The following is a 20,603-nucleotide window of genomic DNA, read 5'->3' on the forward strand; positions in this document are numbered from 1 at the left end:
ATAGAAACCTGCACAATGCAAGGATTTTTTTCTTTTTTCGCACTTACCAGCAGATAACCTCGCAGCCGTTCTCTGTCACAACTACGGTCACCTCCCACTGAGCTGACGGCAGGCCGTCTTCTGTGCGGACTGTCCATTCGTCTTCCTCATCGGTATAAATCTCATCACTTCCCATGTTCACCATTGGCTCAATGGTAAACATCATTCCGGGAACCATGATCACACCGCTGTTTTCCTCTGAAGTATAACTGACCCAGGGGTCCTCATGAAACTCCAGCCCAACGCCGTGTCCGCCAATCTCTCTTACAACCGTATAGCCGTTTTCAACTGCATGGGCATGGACAGCATGTCCCATGTTGCCGATGGGTTCCCAGGGTTTCACCTTTGATATTCCGATCTCCACGCATTCCTTGGTCACCTGCACCAGCCGCTTCTTCTCCGGGCTCACCTCCCCGATACAGAACATACGAGAGGAATCTGAGAAATAGCCATTGTAAATTGTGGATACATCCACGTTTACAATATCCCCTTCCTTTAAAATCTCTTCCTCGGAAGGGATGCCATGGCACACCACCTCATTGATGGAGGTGCAGACACTCTTGGGAAATCCCTCGTAATTCAGCGGCGCAGGAATTCCTCCGTGGCGCACTGTCTCCTCATGCACCCATCTGTCGATCTCCGCCGTGGAAACACCGGGACCGATATGCTCTGCCACATAATCTAAGACAGCAACATTGATCTTGCAGCTTTCCTTAATTTTTTCAATCTGCTCCGGGGTTTTGATCAGTTTATGGTCCAGCACCGGAAATCCCTGTTGGCGAAGCCTCTCCAGCTTTTCGTCAAAAGCCTCATGGCATTTTTTATACTTTTTTCCGCTTCCGCACCAGCACGGATCGTTTCTTCCAATTTTAACCGACATTTTTCTATCTCCTTTTTCAAAGTATTAGACAGCTTCTGCCTTTCTTTTCCCTGCAGGAAGATTCAAGACCGTGATTGCCGCGATTACAAGCAAGATTCCGGTCATCGATGCAGGCGTCATATCTTCATGGAAAACCACCACGCCGGCAAAGGTTGCCACAACAGGCTCTACGGAAGCCATTATGGACGCCGAGCTTGCCTTTACATATGACAGCCCTATTGTATAAAAAAGATAGGGCAGAACAGCCGTCACAAAAGCGGTGAGAAAAATCAGGAGCACAAGCCTTCCTCTGTCCTGTGCAGCAGAAATCTTCCCGATAATATCCCCCGGCTTACAGACCAAAAGCGCTCCCACGCCTCCGCACAGAAATGCATAGGTGGTAACGGTAAGGGGGTTATATTTTTTCAGTACATAAGTTCCCAAAATGCTGTAAAGTCCGTATCCAAACCCGGATAAAAGCCCCAGTCCAAGCGCTCCTGCTGACAGCCGCATATCTCCTCCCAGCCCGGATACAAGGACACAGCCTGCAAAAGCCATAATAAGAGCCGCAAATTTTTTCCCCGTCATTTTTTCATGAAACAGCACCAGCGACATAAGCATCACCATAACAGGCGCCGTATAGAGCAGAATCGCGGCTACGGAAAGGGATGAGATGGACATTGTGGTAAAATAGCAGACCGTAAACATCAGGATACTGCCAATGCCCATTCCCAGAAACCAGACCATATCTTTCACACAGATCTTCAGCTTCTCTCTGTCTGTCACTGCCGTGATCACAGCAAATAAAACAGCCCCTCCAATGATCCTCATGGACGCGATCTGAATAGAGGTAAATCCGTAGGTTCCCAGAGTCCGCACAAAGATACCCATAATCCCCCACAAAGTCCCCGCGATCAATATAAACACAGGTGCCAAACGTTTCATCTTAAGTCTTCTCCTATTCCCAGTCATTTCATAACATGCGACAGGTCATCCCAATGTCACATCCAGAATCATCATCAGCACAAACCCCGCCGCAAAAGCAATGGTTGCCACATTGCTGTGCTCTCCCTCGCTCGCCTCAGGGATCAGCTCTTCCACTACCACATAGAGCATGGCTCCGGCTGCGAATGACAAAAGGTATGGAAGCACCGGTGTAATATGTTCTGCCAGAAGCAGCGTCAAAGCTCCCGCCACAGGCTCCACCGCGCCGGAAGCAGCGCCGTACAGAAAAGCTTTTCCCCTGGTCGCACCGCCAGCTCTCAGAGGCATGGATATGATAGCACCTTCGGGAAAGTTCTGAATCGCAATTCCAATTGACAGAGCAAAAGCTCCGGCCAGCGTAACCATCTGGTTTCCCGTAGTAACCCCGGCAAAAACTGCCCCTGCCGAAAGTCCTTCCGGAATATTATGCAGGGTCACAGCAAGGACAAGCATTGTATTTTTTTTTAGCGTGCATTGGGGGCCTTCATGCTCCTCACATCCAAGATGCTGATGCGGCACATTTTTATCCATAAACAGCAAAAACGCAATTCCCAGCAAAAATCCCACAGCAGCAGGAACAAAAGCGAATTTTCCCATCCCCTCGCTCATATCCATAGCCGGAATCAGAAGGGACCATACCGAGGCAGCCACCATAACGCCGGAGGCAAAACCAAGAAAAGCTTTCTGTACCAATGGCTTTAATTCATTTTTCATAAAGAATACACAGGCAGAACCCAGTGTCGTTCCTATAAACGGAATCATTAATCCGAACAATATCTCCATACTGTCAACCTCTCAATTCATATAGGCTTTCCGTTCAGCAAAGCCACAGATATCATAGCACAATTTTTCTTAAAATGACACTGCTATTCTTAATTTATGCAAAAAAATCTCATCTGCCAATCTTCTCGTTACTATGAATGGTAATATCTTCTTTTCCATGTTTTACTTGCTCTTCTTTACATACTGTGCTATACTAATGCACTGAACCAAGGGAGCTTGTGTACACAGGCTGAGAGGAAGCAGGGGCTTCGACCTTTTAACTTGATTTGGATAATGCCAACGTAAGGAGGAAAAAAATGATGAATCTACTCGTGACTGCCGATGGCGGTCTCACAACTGCTGGCTATGTGGTTTCCGCTGCGGCGGTTATCATTCTCATAGCCATTGTCGCAATTCTTCTCAACAAAACAAGCAAAACAGTAAAGCTTACCACACAGCAGCTTGCAATCTGTGCCGTAGCACTGGCGCTTGCCTATGTTACCTCGTACATCAAAATTTTCAAGCTGCCCTTCGGTGGCTCTGTCACTCTGTTCAGCATGCTGTTTATCGTGCTGGTGGGATACTGGTATGGACCTAAGGTCGGAATCCTCACAGGACTTGTGTATGGAATTTTCCAGTTTCTTCAGGAGCCGTATGTGCTGTCCTTTTTCCAGGTATGCTGCGATTATATCCTGGCCTTCGGCGCTATGGGAATTGCCGGTTTCTTTTCCAAAGCAAAAAAGCATGGCCTTCAGAAGGCTTACATAGCAGCTATTATCGCCAGAGGCGCTTTCCATGCACTGGGCGGATATCTCTATTGGATGGACTATATGCCGGAGAATTTCCCGCAGTCCTTAGCAGCTTTATATCCTATTATCTATAATTACAGCTATATTCTTATGGAGGGCGTTCTGACTCTGATCGTCATTTCCATCCCGGCAGTCTCAAAAGCTTTGGATCAGATAAAGAAAACATCCGGAGCACTTACAACTGCCCACTGATCTTGAAATTTTAAAATGTTTTAAGCCAAAGCCCTGAACAGCCGCCGGTACCCTTGACCGGCGGCTGTATTTTTCAGTCCGTTTCTTCTGTTGCTTCAAGTTTTACGTATTTGGGTTGATCCGAATCTCTGTCGTATCCCAGACACAGATTCTTAAGCGCAGGCTCAGGAACGGCAAAACCCATATGAACAGTCTTTGTCTCTCCCGTCGCAAGGGATGTATTATAAAAGTGCGGCTCTCCCGGGTATGCGGATGCGTCAAAGTAAAAGGCCACATTATCGCATGCCAGCTTATAAGAGCTGCAGCCCCGGTAGTCTTCATTCATATCCACCATGCTTTCCTCCCATTTTTTAACCTCGTACCCGCTTCCATCGTCCAGTTTACTCAGATTGAGAAACTGCGGCTGGACATTCACATCGTCCGCATCCGTACCGCTCAGATTTTCCAGGACTGCTGTCACCTCCACGTATTTTACAGGGTAGATCCCAATCTCCTTGTTCACCAGACCCTCCTCCGCACTGTCCCAGTACGATGCGGTGAATGTATAATCCGGCAGAACTCCGTCTTCGCCCAAAAACTCCAATGTCTCCTCATAATCCGAGGTGGTATTTTCATTCAGCTTGCTCATATCCACCTTGTCACTTATCTTCATGTCTGTGATGGTCACCCGGATATCCGCGTCACTATCGCCTGTAAAAATTTCCTGGAAGCTTTCGCCCATATGGATAACGCTGCTTTCCTGCACGGCAGCCGCTTCGTGATCTATTCCCTCCTCTTCCAGCGGATCATAAGTATATGCCTTGAAAGTGTGATCCGGGTCCTCCTCGGGAACCTCGGTAATCGCCATATTTTCACATACTTTAATCAGCTCTTCCATGGAGATATCCTGGCTTGCGTAAATCATCACAGTATGTCCGGTATCCTCATAGGCAAGGAATACAATATGAGAATATTCATAACCTTCTCTTGTAAATATATATGCTGTTTTTCCATCCAGTTCCTTCGTCTCATAGCTGCCTGCGTCTCTGATATACTCAATCTTCGTCCCGCTCACATCGAGTATGGAAAGCCCTGTGCCCGCATATTCCCCTTCGTAGGAGTACTTGCCTTCTTCCCACTCCTCATATCCATCCGGCAGATATTCCGGCGTGATCCGGATGGGCGGAATATACGCATCGTCTGTCAGTTCTCTTGTCACTGTTGCTTTTCCGCTGTCCTTGTCGTATGCCACTTCCGTGTGAAGCAGTTTTACAGCAGCATAAACACTTCCTGAGAGAGCCGCTGCCAGCGCAAGGCAGGCACAGGCTGCCGCCGGACGCGACATTCTCCATCTTTTTTCAACCGGAGATTCCAGACTGTTTAAAAGACGTTTTTTTCTTCTCTCATACCTATCAGAAAAAATATGTTCCGCTTCCCTGTATTCACACTGTTCCTCCTGAACGAACTCGCCCAGATTTGCCATTAATCTTTTTTCCCTGTCTATTTTCTTCATATTCATCATCTCCTGCTCTCTCCAAAATCAATTTCCGCGCCCGTTCCAGCCGCTTGGATACCACATCCTGGGATACTCCCAGGATATCTGACGTTTCCCGGACAGAAAAGCCATAGTAACATCGAAGCTTGATCACTTCCAGATATGTTTCCGGAAGCCCTCCTAAAAGTCCTCCAAGATACTCTCTGTCTTCTACCGCATACATAGGAAATACCGCAATCTTTTTGTCCTCCAGACATTCCTCAGACACCGTCCGCTCTGCTTCTCTGTGATTCCTACGGTATTGGTCAATGGCTGTTGTTTTTAATACCCGCAGCATCAAATGCCGTGTGTCTTCACTGTCAGCTCTGCCTATGGACGGCAGATATTTTACGATTTTAACAAAGGCATCCTGCACTGCATCCTCTGCCTGTTCTGTATTATGAAGTATACTGAAAGCCGCAGCATACATTTTCTGTTCATAAAGATGATACAGCTCCTCCATCAGCTCCCTCTCTGATGCCCTTCCTTTTCTTCTGCCAAACAATCCCTTCACCTCTCTTTTTCGCCCGGCAAAATTTTGAATATTCTCTCACAACTCCGCCGGAACACTGTTCTTTGAGCCGCTCTATCTAATATAACGTCCGGTTCCTTTGATTTCTGACATGGCTTTTCAAAATTTTTATCGCGCGAGCAAACATTTTCCTTTTTGCACACAGTGCGCAAAAAAGGACAGCCAGGCAAAGGCTGTCCTCAAGTGCCGTTATTCAACTAATTCTGGGCTGCATCGGCGCTCTGCTCTGCTTCCGCAGTCTCAGCAGCCGACATGATCTTGCTCAGCTCATCGATCATCTCATCATCCTTCAGACGGAATTTTACCTCCACTCGCCTGGAAGCATCCTTGTCCACATTTCCCTCTGCATCCAGAATCGGATTTGCCATTGAATGTCCGTTTACGGTTAGGTAATCCTGCAGATCCAATGACTCCTGATCACTCAGGAATTCCCACTGTATCTCCAGCAGATACTGTGCCACCGCCAGGGAACGTCTCTGGGAAAGCTCCAGATTATAGGCGTAATCGCCGTCTGTATCGGTATAACCGTCAATAATGATCTCAGCCAGATAAGGCTTATGATTCTCCTCCAGAAGCACCTTACAGTAAATCGGCAGAACACTCCTAAGTGCCTGCTGTCCTTCCTCTGTCAGCTCTGCCTCATCATAGTCGAACATGACATTGGCATCCAGAGTAAGTGCGCCTGTCTGGGAATCAATATTTACATTTACGTTGTTATTTTTAAACTCTTTTTGCAGGGATTCCACTACCTCGGCCTTTACGCCGATGATATTGTCAATCTTTGCCTGCTGCTGGCTTAAAAGCGTTGTCTTTTCATCCAGATCCGACTGCTGTTGACTTAAGACTGCCTCCTGCTCCTTTAATTTCGCTGCCTGCTCCGCAAGCTGCTGCGCCAGAGCTGCCAGCTTTTCATCCTGTGTTTTGATCTGCCCCTCTTTTTCATCAAGAGCATTCTGCTGTGCCAGGATCTCTGCCGTGTATTCTGCCTGAAGCTCCAGCTTTTCATCCCGCTCCTTGATACTCTCGTCATAGCTTTTCTGGGCCTGGAAAAGTGTCACGCACATAATCAGTACGAAGAGAAGCAGAACGCCCGCCATCATATCAGAATAAGAGCGCCATACATTGAAGCCCCCATCCTCTGATCTTTTCTTTTTGCGCATTTGTCTCTCCTTTTATTTAAATAAACTGAATTTTCCTTTCTGTGCCGCTTTGGAAAGCTCTTTCATGTTCTTGGAAATGTCCTCCAGAAGAGCTTGCTGGCTTGCTGACTGCTCAGTAAGAAGCTTTCCTATCTTTTCCATGGATTCGTTCTTTGCGCCGTATGTACTGGTCAGGTAGACATCCTTTGTATTGGCTGCCGAAATATCGGTAAGAAGACGCCTTACCTGCTCCATCGTCTTATAGGAAAGCCGCTGATACTGTGCAAACTCCTGCATCTTTGCGCCAAATTCCTCTGTCATCTGCTTGTTTGAAGAGATAAGCTCTGCGCTTAAGCTGCTTGCTCCGGCTGTCTTTTCCATAGACTGTGCTGCTGTCTCCACGTATTTCTGCATCGCCTGGTTGCAGGCAACCCAGAATTTGGCTGCAGATTTCTCTGCTTCCTTCAGGTAATCCACAACATGCTGGTAATCCTGCTGCTGCATTTTCTGGATCTCCTGATTCTCGGAAAGGATACGGTTCGCTGTAGACATGTATCTTGTCTGCAGGCCGTTCATCTCCTTTACCATATCTTTTATAGCCTTGTCCTGCTTTACATAGGCATCTGTAAGCTGCTGGCTCATGGTCTGGTACATGGCGGAGGTATACGCCGTATTCTCTTTCTGAGCTGTCTTTAGCTGTGCCAGAGCTTCGTTGAAATCCTGAAACTGCAAATGGAAGGATTCATTCATCTGCTTCAGGAATTCATTGGAAATATCACGGATCGCATCCTCCTGGCATCTGGTAACGGAAGCCACCAGCATATCCAGGGAATCGTTCATCTTCTGGAAAGTCGGTGTAATGACCTTCTCAAAGCTGTCTGCCATCTGTACAGAAAACTGCTCTGCCATCTGCTTCATAGCGTTGGTCTGAAGCTTTTGGCTTGCCAGAAGAAGGTTTCGTGATTCGTTTTCTGCGGTGGGCATCACATAGGCATGAAATTTCTCCAGAAATGCCTGCAGGCCCTCTGTCATATAGGAATATTCGCTCTTCATACCGATGGTATAAATGATGGAGAAGGAGATTCCGTAAATAGAGGTAAGGAATGCTACCTTAATACCTTCTACAAGGGCTGACACAGAGTTTGTCATAGCAGCGTAATCTGTGGGCTGGAAATTTTTCAGGCCCCATACAAGACCTACAAAAGTGCCAAGGATACCAAGGCTTGTAAAGATGTCCGGAACCATTTCCAAAAGGCGTTTGTGGATATGGATGTCGATTTCTTCTTCGTTGATAAACTCGTCGATGTCACCGATTCCTTCCTTGCTGTTGTTGATACTGTCTGCGAAATTGTCCATTTTTTTATCAAGGTATTTGTCGTCAAACAGCTCGTCGAGATAGGAAAGATTTTTGGGATCTGTCTTTCCCGGTATCTTAAATAGCGATGTCAGCTCTTCCACTGCGCGGTTGAATGCGGTTCCCAGATTATTCATACGGAACATTCCGGCGAACATTGCTGCCAGGTAGATGGCTACCATGATTGCCAGGAATACGAAGTTATAAATCGTGGCGCTCACTGCCCCCTTGCCGACATATAGGGTGATTGCTGTGGCCGCTCCCAGGACGGCAACAAACAATATTGAATTAGTTATTTTTTTTCCCATTGTCTGCCTCCCCTTTTGTATTTTTATATGTTGATGATTTTTATTTTTTTATCATGATATCATAATAGTTATTTTAGTACAAGTGAAAAGATTTGCGAGGTGGAAAGCTCAGAGAACGAAGGGCGCATTCCCCCTCGCGCTCCCCCTTTTGGCCCGCTTGTCTGACATAAGGTTTCTGTCTGCCGACAGGATTATGATAGATTCCCGGCTTCTGCGCAGCATGAGACAAACTTGAGTGCTTTAACCGGTAATATGTATAAAATTACCCCTGTTTAGGGGAAATGGCGGATGAATTCGGCAAATCCTTGAACAGGGGTATTATAGCATATTTTGGGTTTTTATGCGTAAACTTTATCTTCCTCCAGGAATCTGGCATTTCCGTCTTTTATTTCGACTACGTTGATGCTGCAGTTGGGAGGGACGGAGCCGTGCCAGAAATGGGTTGGGTCCTGGTATATGTTTTGGAGCAGGGCACGTACGGCACAGCCGTGGGAGGACACAAGGACGGTTTTATCGGAAAGGGAAGGGTCTGTTGTCTTTTCCTTCCAGAAGTCTCTTGTTCGCTTTAGGATGTCCTGGATGTTCTCGCCGTTTTGGGGACGTTTGAAGTTCAGCGGGTCATTGAAGAAGGTTCCCATTTCAGGTGTTACGATATTTCCGGCAGCATCCTTGAAGGTGGCACCCTCCAGTACGCCGAAGTCGATTTCCTGGATACGGCGGTCTGGGATGATTGGGATTTTTCGTCCGGCAAGCACGTATTCGGCGGTCTGCCTTGCCCTGGTGAGGGGGCTTGTGAAACAGATGTCGAAATGTACCTGTTTCAGTGCCTCTCCTGTTTTTTGGGCAAGGTCAATCCCTTCCTGGGCCAGGGGAATATCTACTGCGCCCTGTACCTTTCTCTGGCGATTCCATTCAGTTACGCCATGTCTTAACACATAGATCAGCATTAGCTTCTCAGCTCGATTCCAAGGCTGTTAAGCCCATTTAAGATTTTCTTCATGGCTGCCGTGATCTCGGTCTCCTCCAGGGTCTTGTCATGAGCACGGAATACAACAGAGTACGCCATGGATTTGAAGCCCTTCTGAATCTGGCTTCCCTCGTAAATGTCAAAGAGCTGGCAGCTTTCCAGGATTTTTCCGCCTCGCTGTACGATCATGGACTCAATCTGACCTGCCAGAACCGCCTTTGGAACTACAAGGCTCAGGTCACGGGTAACGGCCGGGTATTTTGCGATTCCGGTATATTTGTGGCTGAAGCTTGCAAACTCCAGAACTGTACGGATATCGATCACGGCAATATAAGCGCGGTCGCCGATTCCGTAATTATCTGCAACGATAGGATGAACTTCGCCCAGATAGCCTACAACCTTGCCTTCATATACCATATTGGCCTGTCTGCCTGGATGCAGGTATGGCTTGCCGCAGTTAGGATCGTATGTCATTTTCTTTCTCATGCCGATTTTTTCGAAGAATTCCTCGCACACGCCCTTCATGTCAAAGAAATCTCCATTGCCATACATACCAAGGGTGAACTGAGTTCTCTCATCCGGAAGCTCAGTAAGCGGAAGCTCCTTTGGAAGATAAACATTTCCAAGCTCGTACAGGCGCACATCCTTATTTCTTCTATTATAATTGGTAGACAGGGAGGTAAGCATACCGTTTAAGGTGCTGGTACGCATAATGCTGTAGTCCTCTCCTAAAGGATTGCTGATGGTGATCACCTTGCGAAGCACGTCTTCTTCCGGGATTCTCAGTTTATCGAATACCTTAGGGCTTTCAAAGGAATATGTCATTCCCTCGGAGAAGCCGCAGTATTCGGCAATGTCTCTTGCAATGTTCTCGATGCGCAGCTTAAATGGCATTTTTCCTGTGGTAGCCTCTCCTGTAGGAAGGGTTGTAGGAATCTTGTCATAGCCGAAGAATCTGGCAACCTCCTCAGCCACATCAGCCAGGCAGTTGATATCCTGACGGAAGGTTGGCGCTACGATCTCATTTGTCTCTTCATCGTAGGTAAGCTCTACTCTTGCCAGATATCCAAGCATTTCCTCTTTTGTCAGGTTTGTTCCCAGCAAAGCATTAATGCGTTCCGGATCAAATTTTACTCTGGAAGGCACTCTTGTCTCACTGCAGACATCTACAATACCGCCTACTACTTCACCTGCTCCAAGCTCTTCCATAAGCTGGCAGGCTCTGTTGATTGCTGCCTCTGCGTTGTTCGGGTCAAGACCTTTTTCAAATTTTCCGGAAGCGTCGGTACGAAGACCGATTTTTTTAGAAGAAAGACGGATATTGGTTCCGTTAAAGCAGGCTGCCTCAAACAGTACAGTCTGTACATGGTCTGTGATCATGGAGTTTTCGCCGCCCATGATTCCCGCAATACCTACCGGCTTTTTGCCGTCACAGATCATGAGCACGGAATCATCCATGGTACGTTCCTGTCCGTCCAGAGTGACAAATTTTTCATCCTTTCCAGCACGGCGTACGATGATCTCACGATCCTCAATGGTATCCAGATCATATGCGTGCATGGGCTGTCCATACTCCTCCATCACATAGTTTGTAATGTCTACCAGGTTGTTGATGGGACGGATTCCGTTTGCTGCCAGACAGCGCTGCATCCATTTGGGGGACGGGCCGATCTTTACATTCTTTACAACTCTTGCACAGTAACGCGGGCAAAGGTCTGTGTCCTGAACCGTTACTTTGATATAATCAGAGGCATTCTCATTATTTCCTGTTGCCTTTACCTCCGGCAGACAGAATTTTTTGTTAAAGGTTGCTGCTGCCTCTCTGGCAATACCGATCACGCCGTAGCAGTCTACACGGTTGGAGGTAATCTCATATTCAAACACTACATCGTCAAGTCCCAGCGCCTTGATGGCATTTTCTCCTACCACAGCATCCTCAGGGAAGATGTAGATACCAAGCTCAGGTGCTTCCGGGTACATCTCACGGCTGCTTCCCAACTCCTCGATAGAACACATCATACCGCAGGATTCTATGCCGCGAAGCTTTCCTTTTTTGATCTTAATTCCGCCCGGTGTTTTTTTGCCGTCATGACCGCCTGCCACGCGTCCGCCGTCCAGAACAACCGGAACCTTATCTCCCTCTTTTACGTTTGGCGCTCCTGTGACGATCTGCACAGACTCGTTTCCAAGATTCACCTGGCATACGATCAGTTTATCTGCATCAGGATGCTTCTCGATCTTTGTGATCTGTCCGATCACAATATTTTCCAAATCCGCATCCAGTTTCTCATATCCTTCCACCTTTGTGCCGGACAAAGTCATGGCATCTGTATATTCCTGTGCGGAAACATCCAGATCCGGCACATACATTTTAATCCAAGATAATGAAGTATTCATTTCTCAATCCTCTTCTCATTCATATTTATGTTACTAAACCGCTCGCCTTCGGCTCTAAGTCAGGTTAATTCCTCGACTTGCTAGAACTGTTTCAGGAAGCGTACGTCGTTTTCGTAGAGTAGGCGCATGTCATCGATTTCATATTTCAGCAGGGCGATACGCTCCAGGCCTACGCCGAATGCAAAGCCTGTGTACTCATCCGGATCAATGCCGCACATGCGGAGCACATTTGGATGAACCGTGCCGCAGCCAAGAATCTCGATCCAGCCGGAGCCTTTACAGAAACGGCAGCCTTTGCCGCCGCACTTAAAGCAGGAAACATCCACTTCTGCGCTTGGCTCTGTGAATGGGAAATGATGCGGTCTGAATTTTGTCTTTGTTTCCGGTCCGAACAGTTCCTTTGCAAACTCCTCCAAAGTTCCCTTCAGATCTGCAAATGTAATATTCTTGTCAATTACAAGTCCCTCAATCTGATGGAAGGATGGAGAATGGGTGGCATCCACCTCGTCAGAGCGGAATACACGTCCCGGTGCGATCATGCGGATAGGCAGCTTGCCTTTTTCCATGGTACGTGCCTGTACCGGGGAGGTCTGAGAACGGAGAAGGATGGAGTCGTTAATGAAAAAGGTATCCTGCTCGTCTCTTGCCGGGTGGTCCTCCGGGATATTCAGCTTTGTAAAGTTATAATCCGCATACTCTACCTCCGGACCTTCCACTACTTCATAGCCCATTCCGATAAAGATACGCTCAACCTCTTCCAGGGCAATACTGTTTGGATGACGGTGTCCGATCTTTGCTTTTTTAGCCGGAAGGGTAACGTCAATGACCTCTTCCTTCATCTTTTCTTCGCGGATAGCCTCCTCCAGTCTCTTCTTAGATTCCTCTAAAAGCTCCTCAATCTTTGATCTTGTTTCATTTACAAGCTGTCCAACCTTCGGTCGCTCCTCAGGAGTTACATCCTTCATTCCTTTCAAAATAGCGGTCAGCTCACCTTTTTTTCCGAGATATGCTACTCGCACATCATTTAACTTGTCCAGGCCCTCGGATTCTTCAATCCGCTTTCTGGCATTTTCAGCCAGCTCCTGAAGTCTTTCTTTCATATCCATAACTATCTGTCTCCTTTTTATATTGGTGATTTTTGAAATAGAAAAGAATCCTGCGTAGCAGGATTCTCCGCCTGCGGCGGGTCGCATTAGCGACATAATTCCTCTCCGCCGCAGTGCGATCCTGCCCGGACACCGCAGGCGTGCCTTGGCAGGGCTTTTTTTGTTTCATAGGAAACCGGATTGTATTCAGAACAAAATGTAGTGCTTTCCTATGAAATAAAAAAACTTCGTCCACATAAAAGGGACGAAGTATAATCCGCGGTACCACCCTGATTCCTGCTTATAACGGCAGGCTCTCTGACTACTTAACGCGCAGCTCACGTCGCTTCCTACTATTATTTCAAAAGCGCAGCTCCGGTGGGAAACTCAGCAACTGCCTGAACTTAAGGGAGCTTACAGCCGGTGACTCCCTCTCTCTGTAAGAAAACAGAAGCCTAAAACACCTTCAATGCATTTACACCTTTAAATAATATGCCACATCCTGCCCTTTCTGTCAAGCTTAAATCTTCTATTTATTTTTATCCTCATGCTCCCTGGCAAGCATTTCCCTCATGGATGCCTGCGCCATGCGGAACTCCTTCTCAAAATACGCATTGACCTCAGCCCCATACAGAACAAGGTTCATGCACACATAGAGCCACAGCATTACCATGATCAGAGCTGTCAGACTTCCGTACATATTGCTGAAGTTCGGAAAAACTTCAAAATAAATAGAAAAGAAATAGGAAAATACGGACCAGCCGCCCGCAATAAGAAGCGCTCCGGGAACCTGACTTTTCACCGTAGCCTTGCGGTTGGGCAGCATCTTGTAAAGCAAAAGGAAGATCAAAAAGAGTACAGCAAATACAAGGACCGTTCTGGCACCTATGATCCTTCCGATCAGCCTTCCCAAAACAGGAACGTATTTTGCTGCCACCACCTGAATCCGGTTTCCTAATACCAGCAAAAGAAGGCTGGCGATAACGGCGATCCCAAACAGCAAGGTATAAAATACTGCATAGATTCTGGTGATCAGCCAATTACGTGTTTCCTTTACATGATAGATCGTATTCAGCCCATTTGACAGGGACTGCATCGCTTTTCCGGCAGACCACAGTGCCATCACTGCAGAAATCGGTACCACTGCCGTACTGCGGTCATATACCTCTGAAACGACCATAAGAACAAAGCTCTGCAGATTGTGTGGAACAAAGCCCCGGATGGCATCACTGACCATATTGTAGGTCAGCGGCGTGTAACGAATCATGGTCGTCAAAAAAAGCAGAAAGGGAATAAACGACATAATAAGGAAATATGCCGCCTGGGCAGCGTAAGCGCCCACATGGTCGCCATTTACCCGTGCCATAAAGCCCATGAGACGCTGGATAACACTTTGCTTTTCTTTCTCTTTACTCATACGTCTGCTCCTGATTGCATTTTCACAGATACTATGATCCCGTGAATGCCGCACATCCCGCATTATCTGCTAAGCATGCGACTTCTTGTGTATCATACCACGAAATATGATTTATGACAAGTCCTGCCAATATAACGCGGTCAGATACCTATCTGGATGTTTTGAAAGAAATAGTTCAGGATTTCTTCCCACGCATATCCTTCCTTTGCCATCTCATTGGCAGCCGTCTGGCTCATTCCCACGCCGTGACCGTATCCGGATCCGGTAACCGTAAAGCAGCTTCCCGGCTCCACGTCCAATGTAAAATAGGCGCTTGGCAAAAGTGTTCCGCCCTTTGTCTCCGTACCATCCATTTCCGTGATCATACATCCTTGCGGGGAAAGAAGCTGCCGGATCTCATACTCCTGTGAAAGCTGACAACTGCCTCCTTCTGTTGTCACGAGAAGGCCTGTTACCGCTCCGCTCTGATTCTTTTTTACAATCTGCAGGGACAGCAATTCACCAGAGCAACCCTCCAGAATGCCAGTACGGTCATTTACGGCACTCCACGGAATTTCCACACTCCACCGGCTCCAGGGCTCCTCTGCATCAAAGCTGCAGGACACACTTTTCAGATAAGGCGCCGCCTCGTCCGCTCCCCATATTTCATCCGTACTGGTGGCACCTGCGGAGGTGGAAAAATAGTAGGCATTGATCAGTTCCCCATTCTGGCGCAGTACCTGTCCTGCCGTTTCTTTCACAGCCTGGCTTGACTGCTCCTTTGGATAAAAATTTCCGTATACCTGATAATTCACACTGTCATCCACATCTGCGCCGTACTCAGCCTCCAGGCTTCCCTCTTCCATCTGTTTTCTGGCGTATGTTCTGGCACAGACGGCCTGCGCTTTCAGCGCCTCCATTTCATAGGATGCCGGCATCTCACTTGGGACCACGGCTTCCAAATATGTTTCCAAGGGAAGCGCATTAATAAGAAGCAGCCCGGATGTCGTTTTCCTGATTTCCAGAGTTCCTTTGTAAATCGGTGGATTCTCCATCCTTTTGATAGAGGAAACCTGGATTCCATCCTCCTTGCCGTCCAAAACCAACGAACCGTCTGATAACTCCGGGCTGTTCCCATCAAAAGTCATGGTTTTCCCGTTTGCTGTCACTGTCACAGAAGGATGGTAGTAGGTTTTATAGTCCGAATCCATCAGAAGCACACGGATGTCAGGATTCTCAAATTTTGATTCAAGTGCTTCCTCACCATTTTCTACACCGTCAGTATCCTGCTGCCGGGAAGCCTGTTTCTCGGCTGACAGCATCTCGTCTTCCGCAGATGTTGCTGCGCTCGCGGACAGCGTTTCCCTTTCCCCAGACGGCGTTCCGGCTTCCATAGACGGCATTTCACTTTCCGATACCGACATCTCATCTGCCGCATTCTCTTGCCGACTTTCCTGCTTGTCCTCTATGTGTCCGCCTTCTCCCAAGTTCAGCTCTGCGGCAGCATTCAACAGAAGCAGCCATCCCAATAGCACAAGCAGCCAAAAATTTTTTCCATAAAAAAATCTGGTTTTCTTCATATCAATATATATGCAGAAAACCAGAAAATATTTCATTTTTATCCGCGCACGCCAAAACGGTATGCTGTAAAAGAAGTGTACACCTCTCCGGCTTCAATGATCGGAGAATGGAATTCTTCCACATTCACAGCGTTTGGTTCAACCTGCGTCTCCAGACAGAAGCCATCCCGTTTATTATAAACATGACCGTTTTTGCCTCTCTCCCCTTCTACAAAGTTTCCGGCATAAAACTGTACACAGGGACAGTCCGAAACAGCATCCATCGTGATTCCTGTTGCTTCACTCCAGGCGCTTGCAATAGTTCGGCAATTTCCTTTCGCATAATTGTCTGTCACATAGTTGTGATCGTAGCCACCTGTGTATTTCAACTGGTCAAAATCAGCCTCGATCTCCGCACCGATTTTTTTCGCCTTTGTGAAATCCATAGGCGTTCCCTCTACAGCAGCATAATCTCCTGTTGGAATAGAATGGCTGTCCTTTACAGGTGTATATGTTTTTGCGTGAATGGTAAGATACTGATCCAGCACATTGCCGCTGCCCTCTCCTGCCAGATTGAAATAAGAGTGGTTTGTCATATTTGCTGCGGTTGCCTGGTCACTGATACCGCGATAATAAATCCGCAGTTCATTTTCACTGGTAAATTCATATTTCACAGACACCTGAAATTCCCCCGGGAAACCATTCTCGCCATCCGGGCTGATACGCGAAAAGGTTACAGAATTCTTATCTTCATCAATATCCCGTACATTCCAAAGCTTTTTCTCAAATCCATCAGGCCCGCTGTGAAGATTGTTATCATTTTCATTCTGAGCCAGTCTGACCTCTTTACCATAAATGGTAAACTTCGCCCCTGCGATCCGGTTCCCGCTGCGGCCTACTGTTGCGCCAAAAAAGCATCCATTTTCTTCATACTGCTTCACATCATCATAACCAAGAACCACATCTGTCAGCTTTCCATCGCGGTCCGGCACGCAAAGCTTCACCAGTATGGCACCATATTCCATAACCTCTGCATATGCGCCGGATTCATTTTCCAGATGAAATATTCTCACCGGTTCCCCTGATGATAAATCTCCAAACTTTCTTTCTGAAACACCCATCTTTTTCCTCCCAATATGTATCTTTCCTATAGAAAAAGGCCCCTGCAGGCCTACATAAAGAATGCAGATATTTGCAATCTGCTTAAAGTATCCCAGAATGCCGTTCCCTTTCTTTTGACTCCTAGCTAACCGCTAGGTGGGTATCCTCAACAGGTCTTCTGCCTACCACGACGAGAGGTCTGACATCCGGTCTGCGATTTTGGATTCCCTTGATGTCATTGTAGGTTCAAAAATAAAAGGGGCCTCGTACATCCCAGGATATTCGCTTTTTTCTAAAATGTATTATACTCTAGTATATGCTTTTTTTCAACATAAAATGTATTTTGTTTGAAGGTCTTTTTCAAACAATGCACAAATTAAAGCGGGCACCGTCTAAAGACGATGCCCGTTGAATAACCGCTTGGCCTGCGGCAATAATTATAACTGAGGACCTGCGGAAACAAGAGCTTTACCAGCTTCATTTCCTTCATATTTTGCAAAGTTCTTAACGAATCTCTGTGCAAGATCCTTAGCTTTTGCTTCCCACTCAGAAGCATCTGCATAAGTATCGCGAGGATCAAGAATACCAGAATCAACACCCGGAAGCTCTGTCGGAACCTCAAAGTTGAAGTATGGAATCTTCTTGGTCGGAGCTTTCAGGATATCTCCGCTGAGGATTGCATCGATGATACCACGGGTATCACGGATGGAGATACGTTTTCCAGTGCCGTTCCAGCCTGTATTTACCAGGTATGCTTTCGCGCCGCTCATTTCCATTCTCTTAACAAGTTCCTCTGCATATTTGGTCGGATGCAGCTCCAGGAATGCCTGTCCGAAGCAAGCGGAGAAGGTCGGTGTAGGCTCGGTGATTCCGCGCTCTGTACCAGCAAGCTTAGCAGTGAAGCCTGACAGGAAGTAATACTGGGTCTGCTCCGGTGTCAGAACAGATACTGGAGGAAGTACGCCGAATGCATCTGCGGACAGGAAGATAACTTCTTTTGCTGCCGGTGCAGAGGAAACAGGACGTACGATTTTCTCAATATGGTCGATCGGATAAGATACACGGGTGTTCTCGGTCACGCTCTTATCGTTAAAGTCGATCTTGCCTTCTGCATCCAGGGTAACGTTCTCAAGAAGAGCGTTTCTCTTGATCGCATTGTAGATATCCGGCTCAGACTCTTTGTCAAGGTTGATAACCTTTGCATAGCAGCCACCCTCGAAGTTAAATACGCCGTTGTCATCCCAGCCGTGCTCGTCATCACCGATCAGAAGACGTTTCGGGTCTGTAGACAGGGTTGTCTTACCTGTACCGGAAAGACCGAAGAAGATAGCTGTGTTCTCACCGTTCATATCGGTGTTTGCGGAGCAGTGCATGGAAGCGATGCCCTTTAACGGCAGATAGTAGTTCATCATGGAGAACATACCTTTCTTCATCTCTCCGCCGTACCATGTATTGATGATAACCTGCTCACGGCTTGTGATGTTGAATACTACTGCTGTCTCAGAGTTAAGACCTAACTCTTTATAGTTCTCAACTTTTGCCTTGGAAGCATTGTAAACTACGAAATCCGGCTCAAAGTTCTCAAGCTCTTCAGCAGTCGGCATAATGAACATATTCTCAACAAAGTGAGCCTGCCATGCTACCTCAACGATGAAACGGATAGCCATACGGGTATCTTTGTTTGCACCGCAGAATGCATCTACTACATACAGTTTCTTATCAGAAAGCTCTTTTAGTGCGATTTCCTTTACAGCATCCCAGGTTTCCTGGCTTGCCGGATGGTTGTCGTTCTTGTATTCATCAGAAGTCCACCATACAGTATCCTTGGAATTCTCATCCATTACAATAAATTTGTCTTTAGGGGAACGTCCAGTATAGATACCAGTCATAACATTGACAGCGCCAAGTTCACTTACCTGACCTTTTTCGAAACCTTCCAGATCCGGCTTTGTCTCTTCTTCAAATAACATCTCATAAGAAGGATTGTGAACGATTTCTTTGGTTCCAGTAATCCCATACTTGCTTAAATTGATTTCTGCCATCTCACATTATACCTCTTTTCTTCAATAGTGTGTGTTGCTTATATAAAATCAAATCAATTATTGCATTTTCGCGTTAAAATGTCAATAGTTTCACAAAGATTATGTATTGGAATTTGTACAAAATCTTATGATATCCCATTCAGCTTTTGATATAAATCCTTTGCGTAGCTGTCTGTCATTCCGCTTACAAAGTCCGTCACCAGAAGCAGCCTGAGATAAAGCTTTTCTCTCTCATCCCCGGTTTTCTCGCTGTACAGCCTGTAAATCTGGCGGTAATTTTCGGAAATAAGGGTCACAAGCTTTTTATCCATCATATTCAGCGGCTCCCCTGTGTCATAGGCGATCACCGCCGGCACAAAATGATCCATATGGAAATTCAGGATCGTCCAGGCAGATACCTCCATCTGCAAGATAGGCTTGGAGATAAAAGCATACCGGTAAGCAATATCGCCAAGCGCCCGGATCACCCAGTCACCATAAGTATGATAAAACAGATCGTGCTGGTACTCTCCCGCCATGATCTTTTTATAATTTGAGGTAAACCCATAGGTGGCACAGAAGATCAGGGAGCTTTGCAGCCGCACAAGGAAATTCTGGACCGCATAAAGCCTTGGATCTGTCACACCTCTTTTGACCGCATTCTGAAACTGATGGTCCATCATTGCAACAGGATCAAGTCTTTTCAGATCCACGAGCTCTCCCTTTTCCACTGCCTTTTTGCAGGCAGCTCCCAGCTCATTCCGCAGCTTTTCATAGGAAATACAGCCCTTTTTGAAGGCATCCTCGATATCCGCAGTCCGATAGGCAATATCATCCGCCGCCTCCAGGATAAAGGTCAGGGGATGGCGCATCCCAGTGGTTCCCATCTCCTTTGCGATCATCTCATAGAGCGGCTGCTCTGCATGGAAAAAGCCCATTTTTTTCTCTGCTATCTTTCCGCTTTCCGGATTGATCTCTTCCGATGAAACCGGGTATTTGATAATCGTATTCAGAAGCGCATACGTCAGGTTCATACCGTTTTCATTTACAAGAAAATGAAGCTTCGTCACCTGCCTGAGCGCCTGTGCGTTACCTTCAAAGTGATAAAAGTCCTGTACCATCTGGTTGGTAAGCACCTCTGTCACCGGCTTCCCATGAAAGTTCAATGTGTGAAGTTTTCTCACAAACCAGTCCCGGATCGCCTCCTCCCCGAAATGTCCGAAGGGCGGATTTCCGATGTCATGGATCAGCCCGGCACACTGGAGGATATCGCAGATGTCTGCTTTTGTTTCCTGAGTAAAAGAAGTATCTATATGGTTTTCAATTAAATACTGTGCAATGTTCTGTCCCATGGATTTTGCAAAGGAGGATACCTCCAGAGAATGGGTAAGCCTTGTTCTGATAAAATCGCTTTTATCCAGTGCAAATACCTGGGTTTTATCCTGAAGCCGCCTAAAAGAAGAACTACCAATGATTCTATGGTAGTCCTTCTCAAACTCGCTTCTCAGATCGCTGGAACGAACATTGCTGCTTTTCGCATAATTTCCCACTCTTTTCGGGGAAAGCAGTCTTTTCCATTCCATCAT

16 protein-coding genes, 1 other RNA gene, 1 riboswitch and 1 other annotated feature are annotated in these 20,603 nt (G+C 46.9%); of the genes, 1 reads left to right on the plus strand and 16 read right to left on the minus strand.

The window, feature by feature from the left end; genetic code table 11:
* Positions 1–43: 43 nt before the first annotated feature.
* Genes ACESZH_RS20930 through ACESZH_RS20940 form a run of 3 tightly spaced genes read right to left on the minus strand, consistent with a single transcriptional unit; the run spans position 44 to position 2,665 of the window.
* Complete coding sequence (locus ACESZH_RS20930) at positions 44–919, minus strand: methionyl aminopeptidase (RefSeq protein ID WP_373218906.1); 876 nt, start codon at positions 917–919, stop codon at positions 44–46.
* Positions 920–943: 24 nt separating this feature from the next.
* Positions 944–1,843 (minus strand): DMT family transporter, encoded by a 900-nt coding sequence (locus tag ACESZH_RS20935; RefSeq protein ID WP_373218905.1) that lies wholly within the window; start codon positions 1,841–1,843, stop codon positions 944–946.
* Between the two features lie 45 nt (positions 1,844–1,888).
* Positions 1,889–2,665, minus strand: a complete 777-nt coding sequence (locus tag ACESZH_RS20940; protein ID WP_373218904.1) for a ZIP family metal transporter — start codon at positions 2,663–2,665, stop codon at positions 1,889–1,891.
* Between the two features lie 198 nt (positions 2,666–2,863).
* Positions 2,864–2,970: riboswitch (TPP riboswitch) on the plus strand.
* On the opposite strand from ACESZH_RS20940, the gene ACESZH_RS20945 reads away from it, so the two are divergent.
* Positions 2,962–3,645, plus strand: a complete 684-nt coding sequence (locus tag ACESZH_RS20945) for an energy-coupled thiamine transporter ThiT (RefSeq protein WP_373218903.1) — start codon at positions 2,962–2,964, stop codon at positions 3,643–3,645. It overlaps the preceding riboswitch by 9 nt.
* Positions 3,646–3,718: 73 nt before the next feature.
* Here ACESZH_RS20945 and ACESZH_RS20950 read toward each other — a convergent pair whose 3' ends face one another.
* The 13 genes from ACESZH_RS20950 to ACESZH_RS21010 form a co-directional block, all read right to left on the minus strand.
* A complete protein-coding gene (locus ACESZH_RS20950; RefSeq protein WP_373218901.1) occupies positions 3,719–5,137 on the minus strand; it encodes a DUF4367 domain-containing protein in 1,419 nt (472 codons plus the stop codon).
* The gene (locus ACESZH_RS20955; protein ID WP_373218900.1) at positions 5,067–5,663 is read right to left on the minus strand and encodes an RNA polymerase sigma factor; all 597 of its coding nucleotides are present in this window, start codon (positions 5,661–5,663) and stop codon (positions 5,067–5,069) included. Before ACESZH_RS20955 ends, ACESZH_RS20950 begins: the two co-directional genes overlap by 71 nt.
* A gap of 224 nt (positions 5,664–5,887) precedes the next feature.
* Positions 5,888–6,850 carry an OmpA family protein gene (locus tag ACESZH_RS20960; protein WP_373218898.1) on the minus strand — a complete coding sequence of 321 codons (963 nt, stop codon included), beginning with the start codon at positions 6,848–6,850 and terminating at the stop codon, positions 5,888–5,890.
* 12 nt (positions 6,851–6,862) lie between these two features.
* Positions 6,863–8,491, minus strand: coding sequence for a MotA/TolQ/ExbB proton channel family protein (locus tag ACESZH_RS20965; RefSeq protein WP_373218897.1), 1,629 nt, complete (start codon positions 8,489–8,491; stop codon positions 6,863–6,865).
* A gap of 338 nt (positions 8,492–8,829) precedes the next feature.
* Positions 8,830–9,438, minus strand: coding sequence for a histidine phosphatase family protein (locus ACESZH_RS20970; RefSeq protein ID WP_373218896.1), 609 nt, complete (start codon positions 9,436–9,438; stop codon positions 8,830–8,832).
* The gene (gene pheT / locus ACESZH_RS20975; protein WP_373218894.1) at positions 9,438–11,855 is read right to left on the minus strand and encodes a phenylalanine--tRNA ligase subunit beta; all 2,418 of its coding nucleotides are present in this window, start codon (positions 11,853–11,855) and stop codon (positions 9,438–9,440) included. The genes ACESZH_RS20970 and pheT overlap by 1 nt, the downstream gene beginning before the upstream one ends.
* Positions 11,856–11,935: 80 nt before the next feature.
* On the minus strand, positions 11,936–12,955 hold the full coding sequence (gene pheS / locus ACESZH_RS20980; RefSeq protein WP_373218907.1) for a phenylalanine--tRNA ligase subunit alpha: 1,020 nt from the start codon (positions 12,953–12,955) through the stop codon (positions 11,936–11,938).
* A gap of 243 nt (positions 12,956–13,198) precedes the next feature.
* Positions 13,199–13,419 (minus strand) — a binding site (T-box leader).
* A gap of 50 nt (positions 13,420–13,469) precedes the next feature.
* Positions 13,470–14,357 (minus strand): YihY/virulence factor BrkB family protein, encoded by an 888-nt coding sequence (locus tag ACESZH_RS20985; RefSeq protein WP_373218893.1) that lies wholly within the window; start codon positions 14,355–14,357, stop codon positions 13,470–13,472.
* A 140-nt stretch (positions 14,358–14,497) separates the two neighbouring features.
* Positions 14,498–15,916, minus strand: coding sequence for a SpoIID/LytB domain-containing protein (locus ACESZH_RS20990; RefSeq protein WP_373218892.1), 1,419 nt, complete (start codon positions 15,914–15,916; stop codon positions 14,498–14,500).
* Between the two features lie 38 nt (positions 15,917–15,954).
* Positions 15,955–17,016 carry an aldose epimerase family protein gene (locus ACESZH_RS20995; protein ID WP_373218891.1) on the minus strand — a complete coding sequence of 354 codons (1,062 nt, stop codon included), beginning with the start codon at positions 17,014–17,016 and terminating at the stop codon, positions 15,955–15,957.
* An 85-nt stretch (positions 17,017–17,101) separates the two neighbouring features.
* Positions 17,102–17,279: non-coding RNA, 6S RNA (gene ssrS, locus ACESZH_RS21000), on the minus strand.
* A gap of 154 nt (positions 17,280–17,433) precedes the next feature.
* Positions 17,434–19,038: a phosphoenolpyruvate carboxykinase (ATP) gene (gene pckA, locus ACESZH_RS21005; RefSeq protein WP_373218890.1), complete on the minus strand. Its 1,605-nt coding sequence runs from the start codon at positions 19,036–19,038 to the stop codon at positions 17,434–17,436.
* Positions 19,039–19,163: 125 nt separating this feature from the next.
* The gene (locus ACESZH_RS21010; RefSeq protein WP_373218888.1) at positions 19,164–20,603 is read right to left on the minus strand and encodes a deoxyguanosinetriphosphate triphosphohydrolase; all 1,440 of its coding nucleotides are present in this window, start codon (positions 20,601–20,603) and stop codon (positions 19,164–19,166) included.

This window comes from Ruminococcus sp. 5_1_39BFAA (genome assembly GCF_964240875.1).
GTDB lineage: Bacteria > Bacillota > Clostridia > Lachnospirales > Lachnospiraceae > Blautia_A.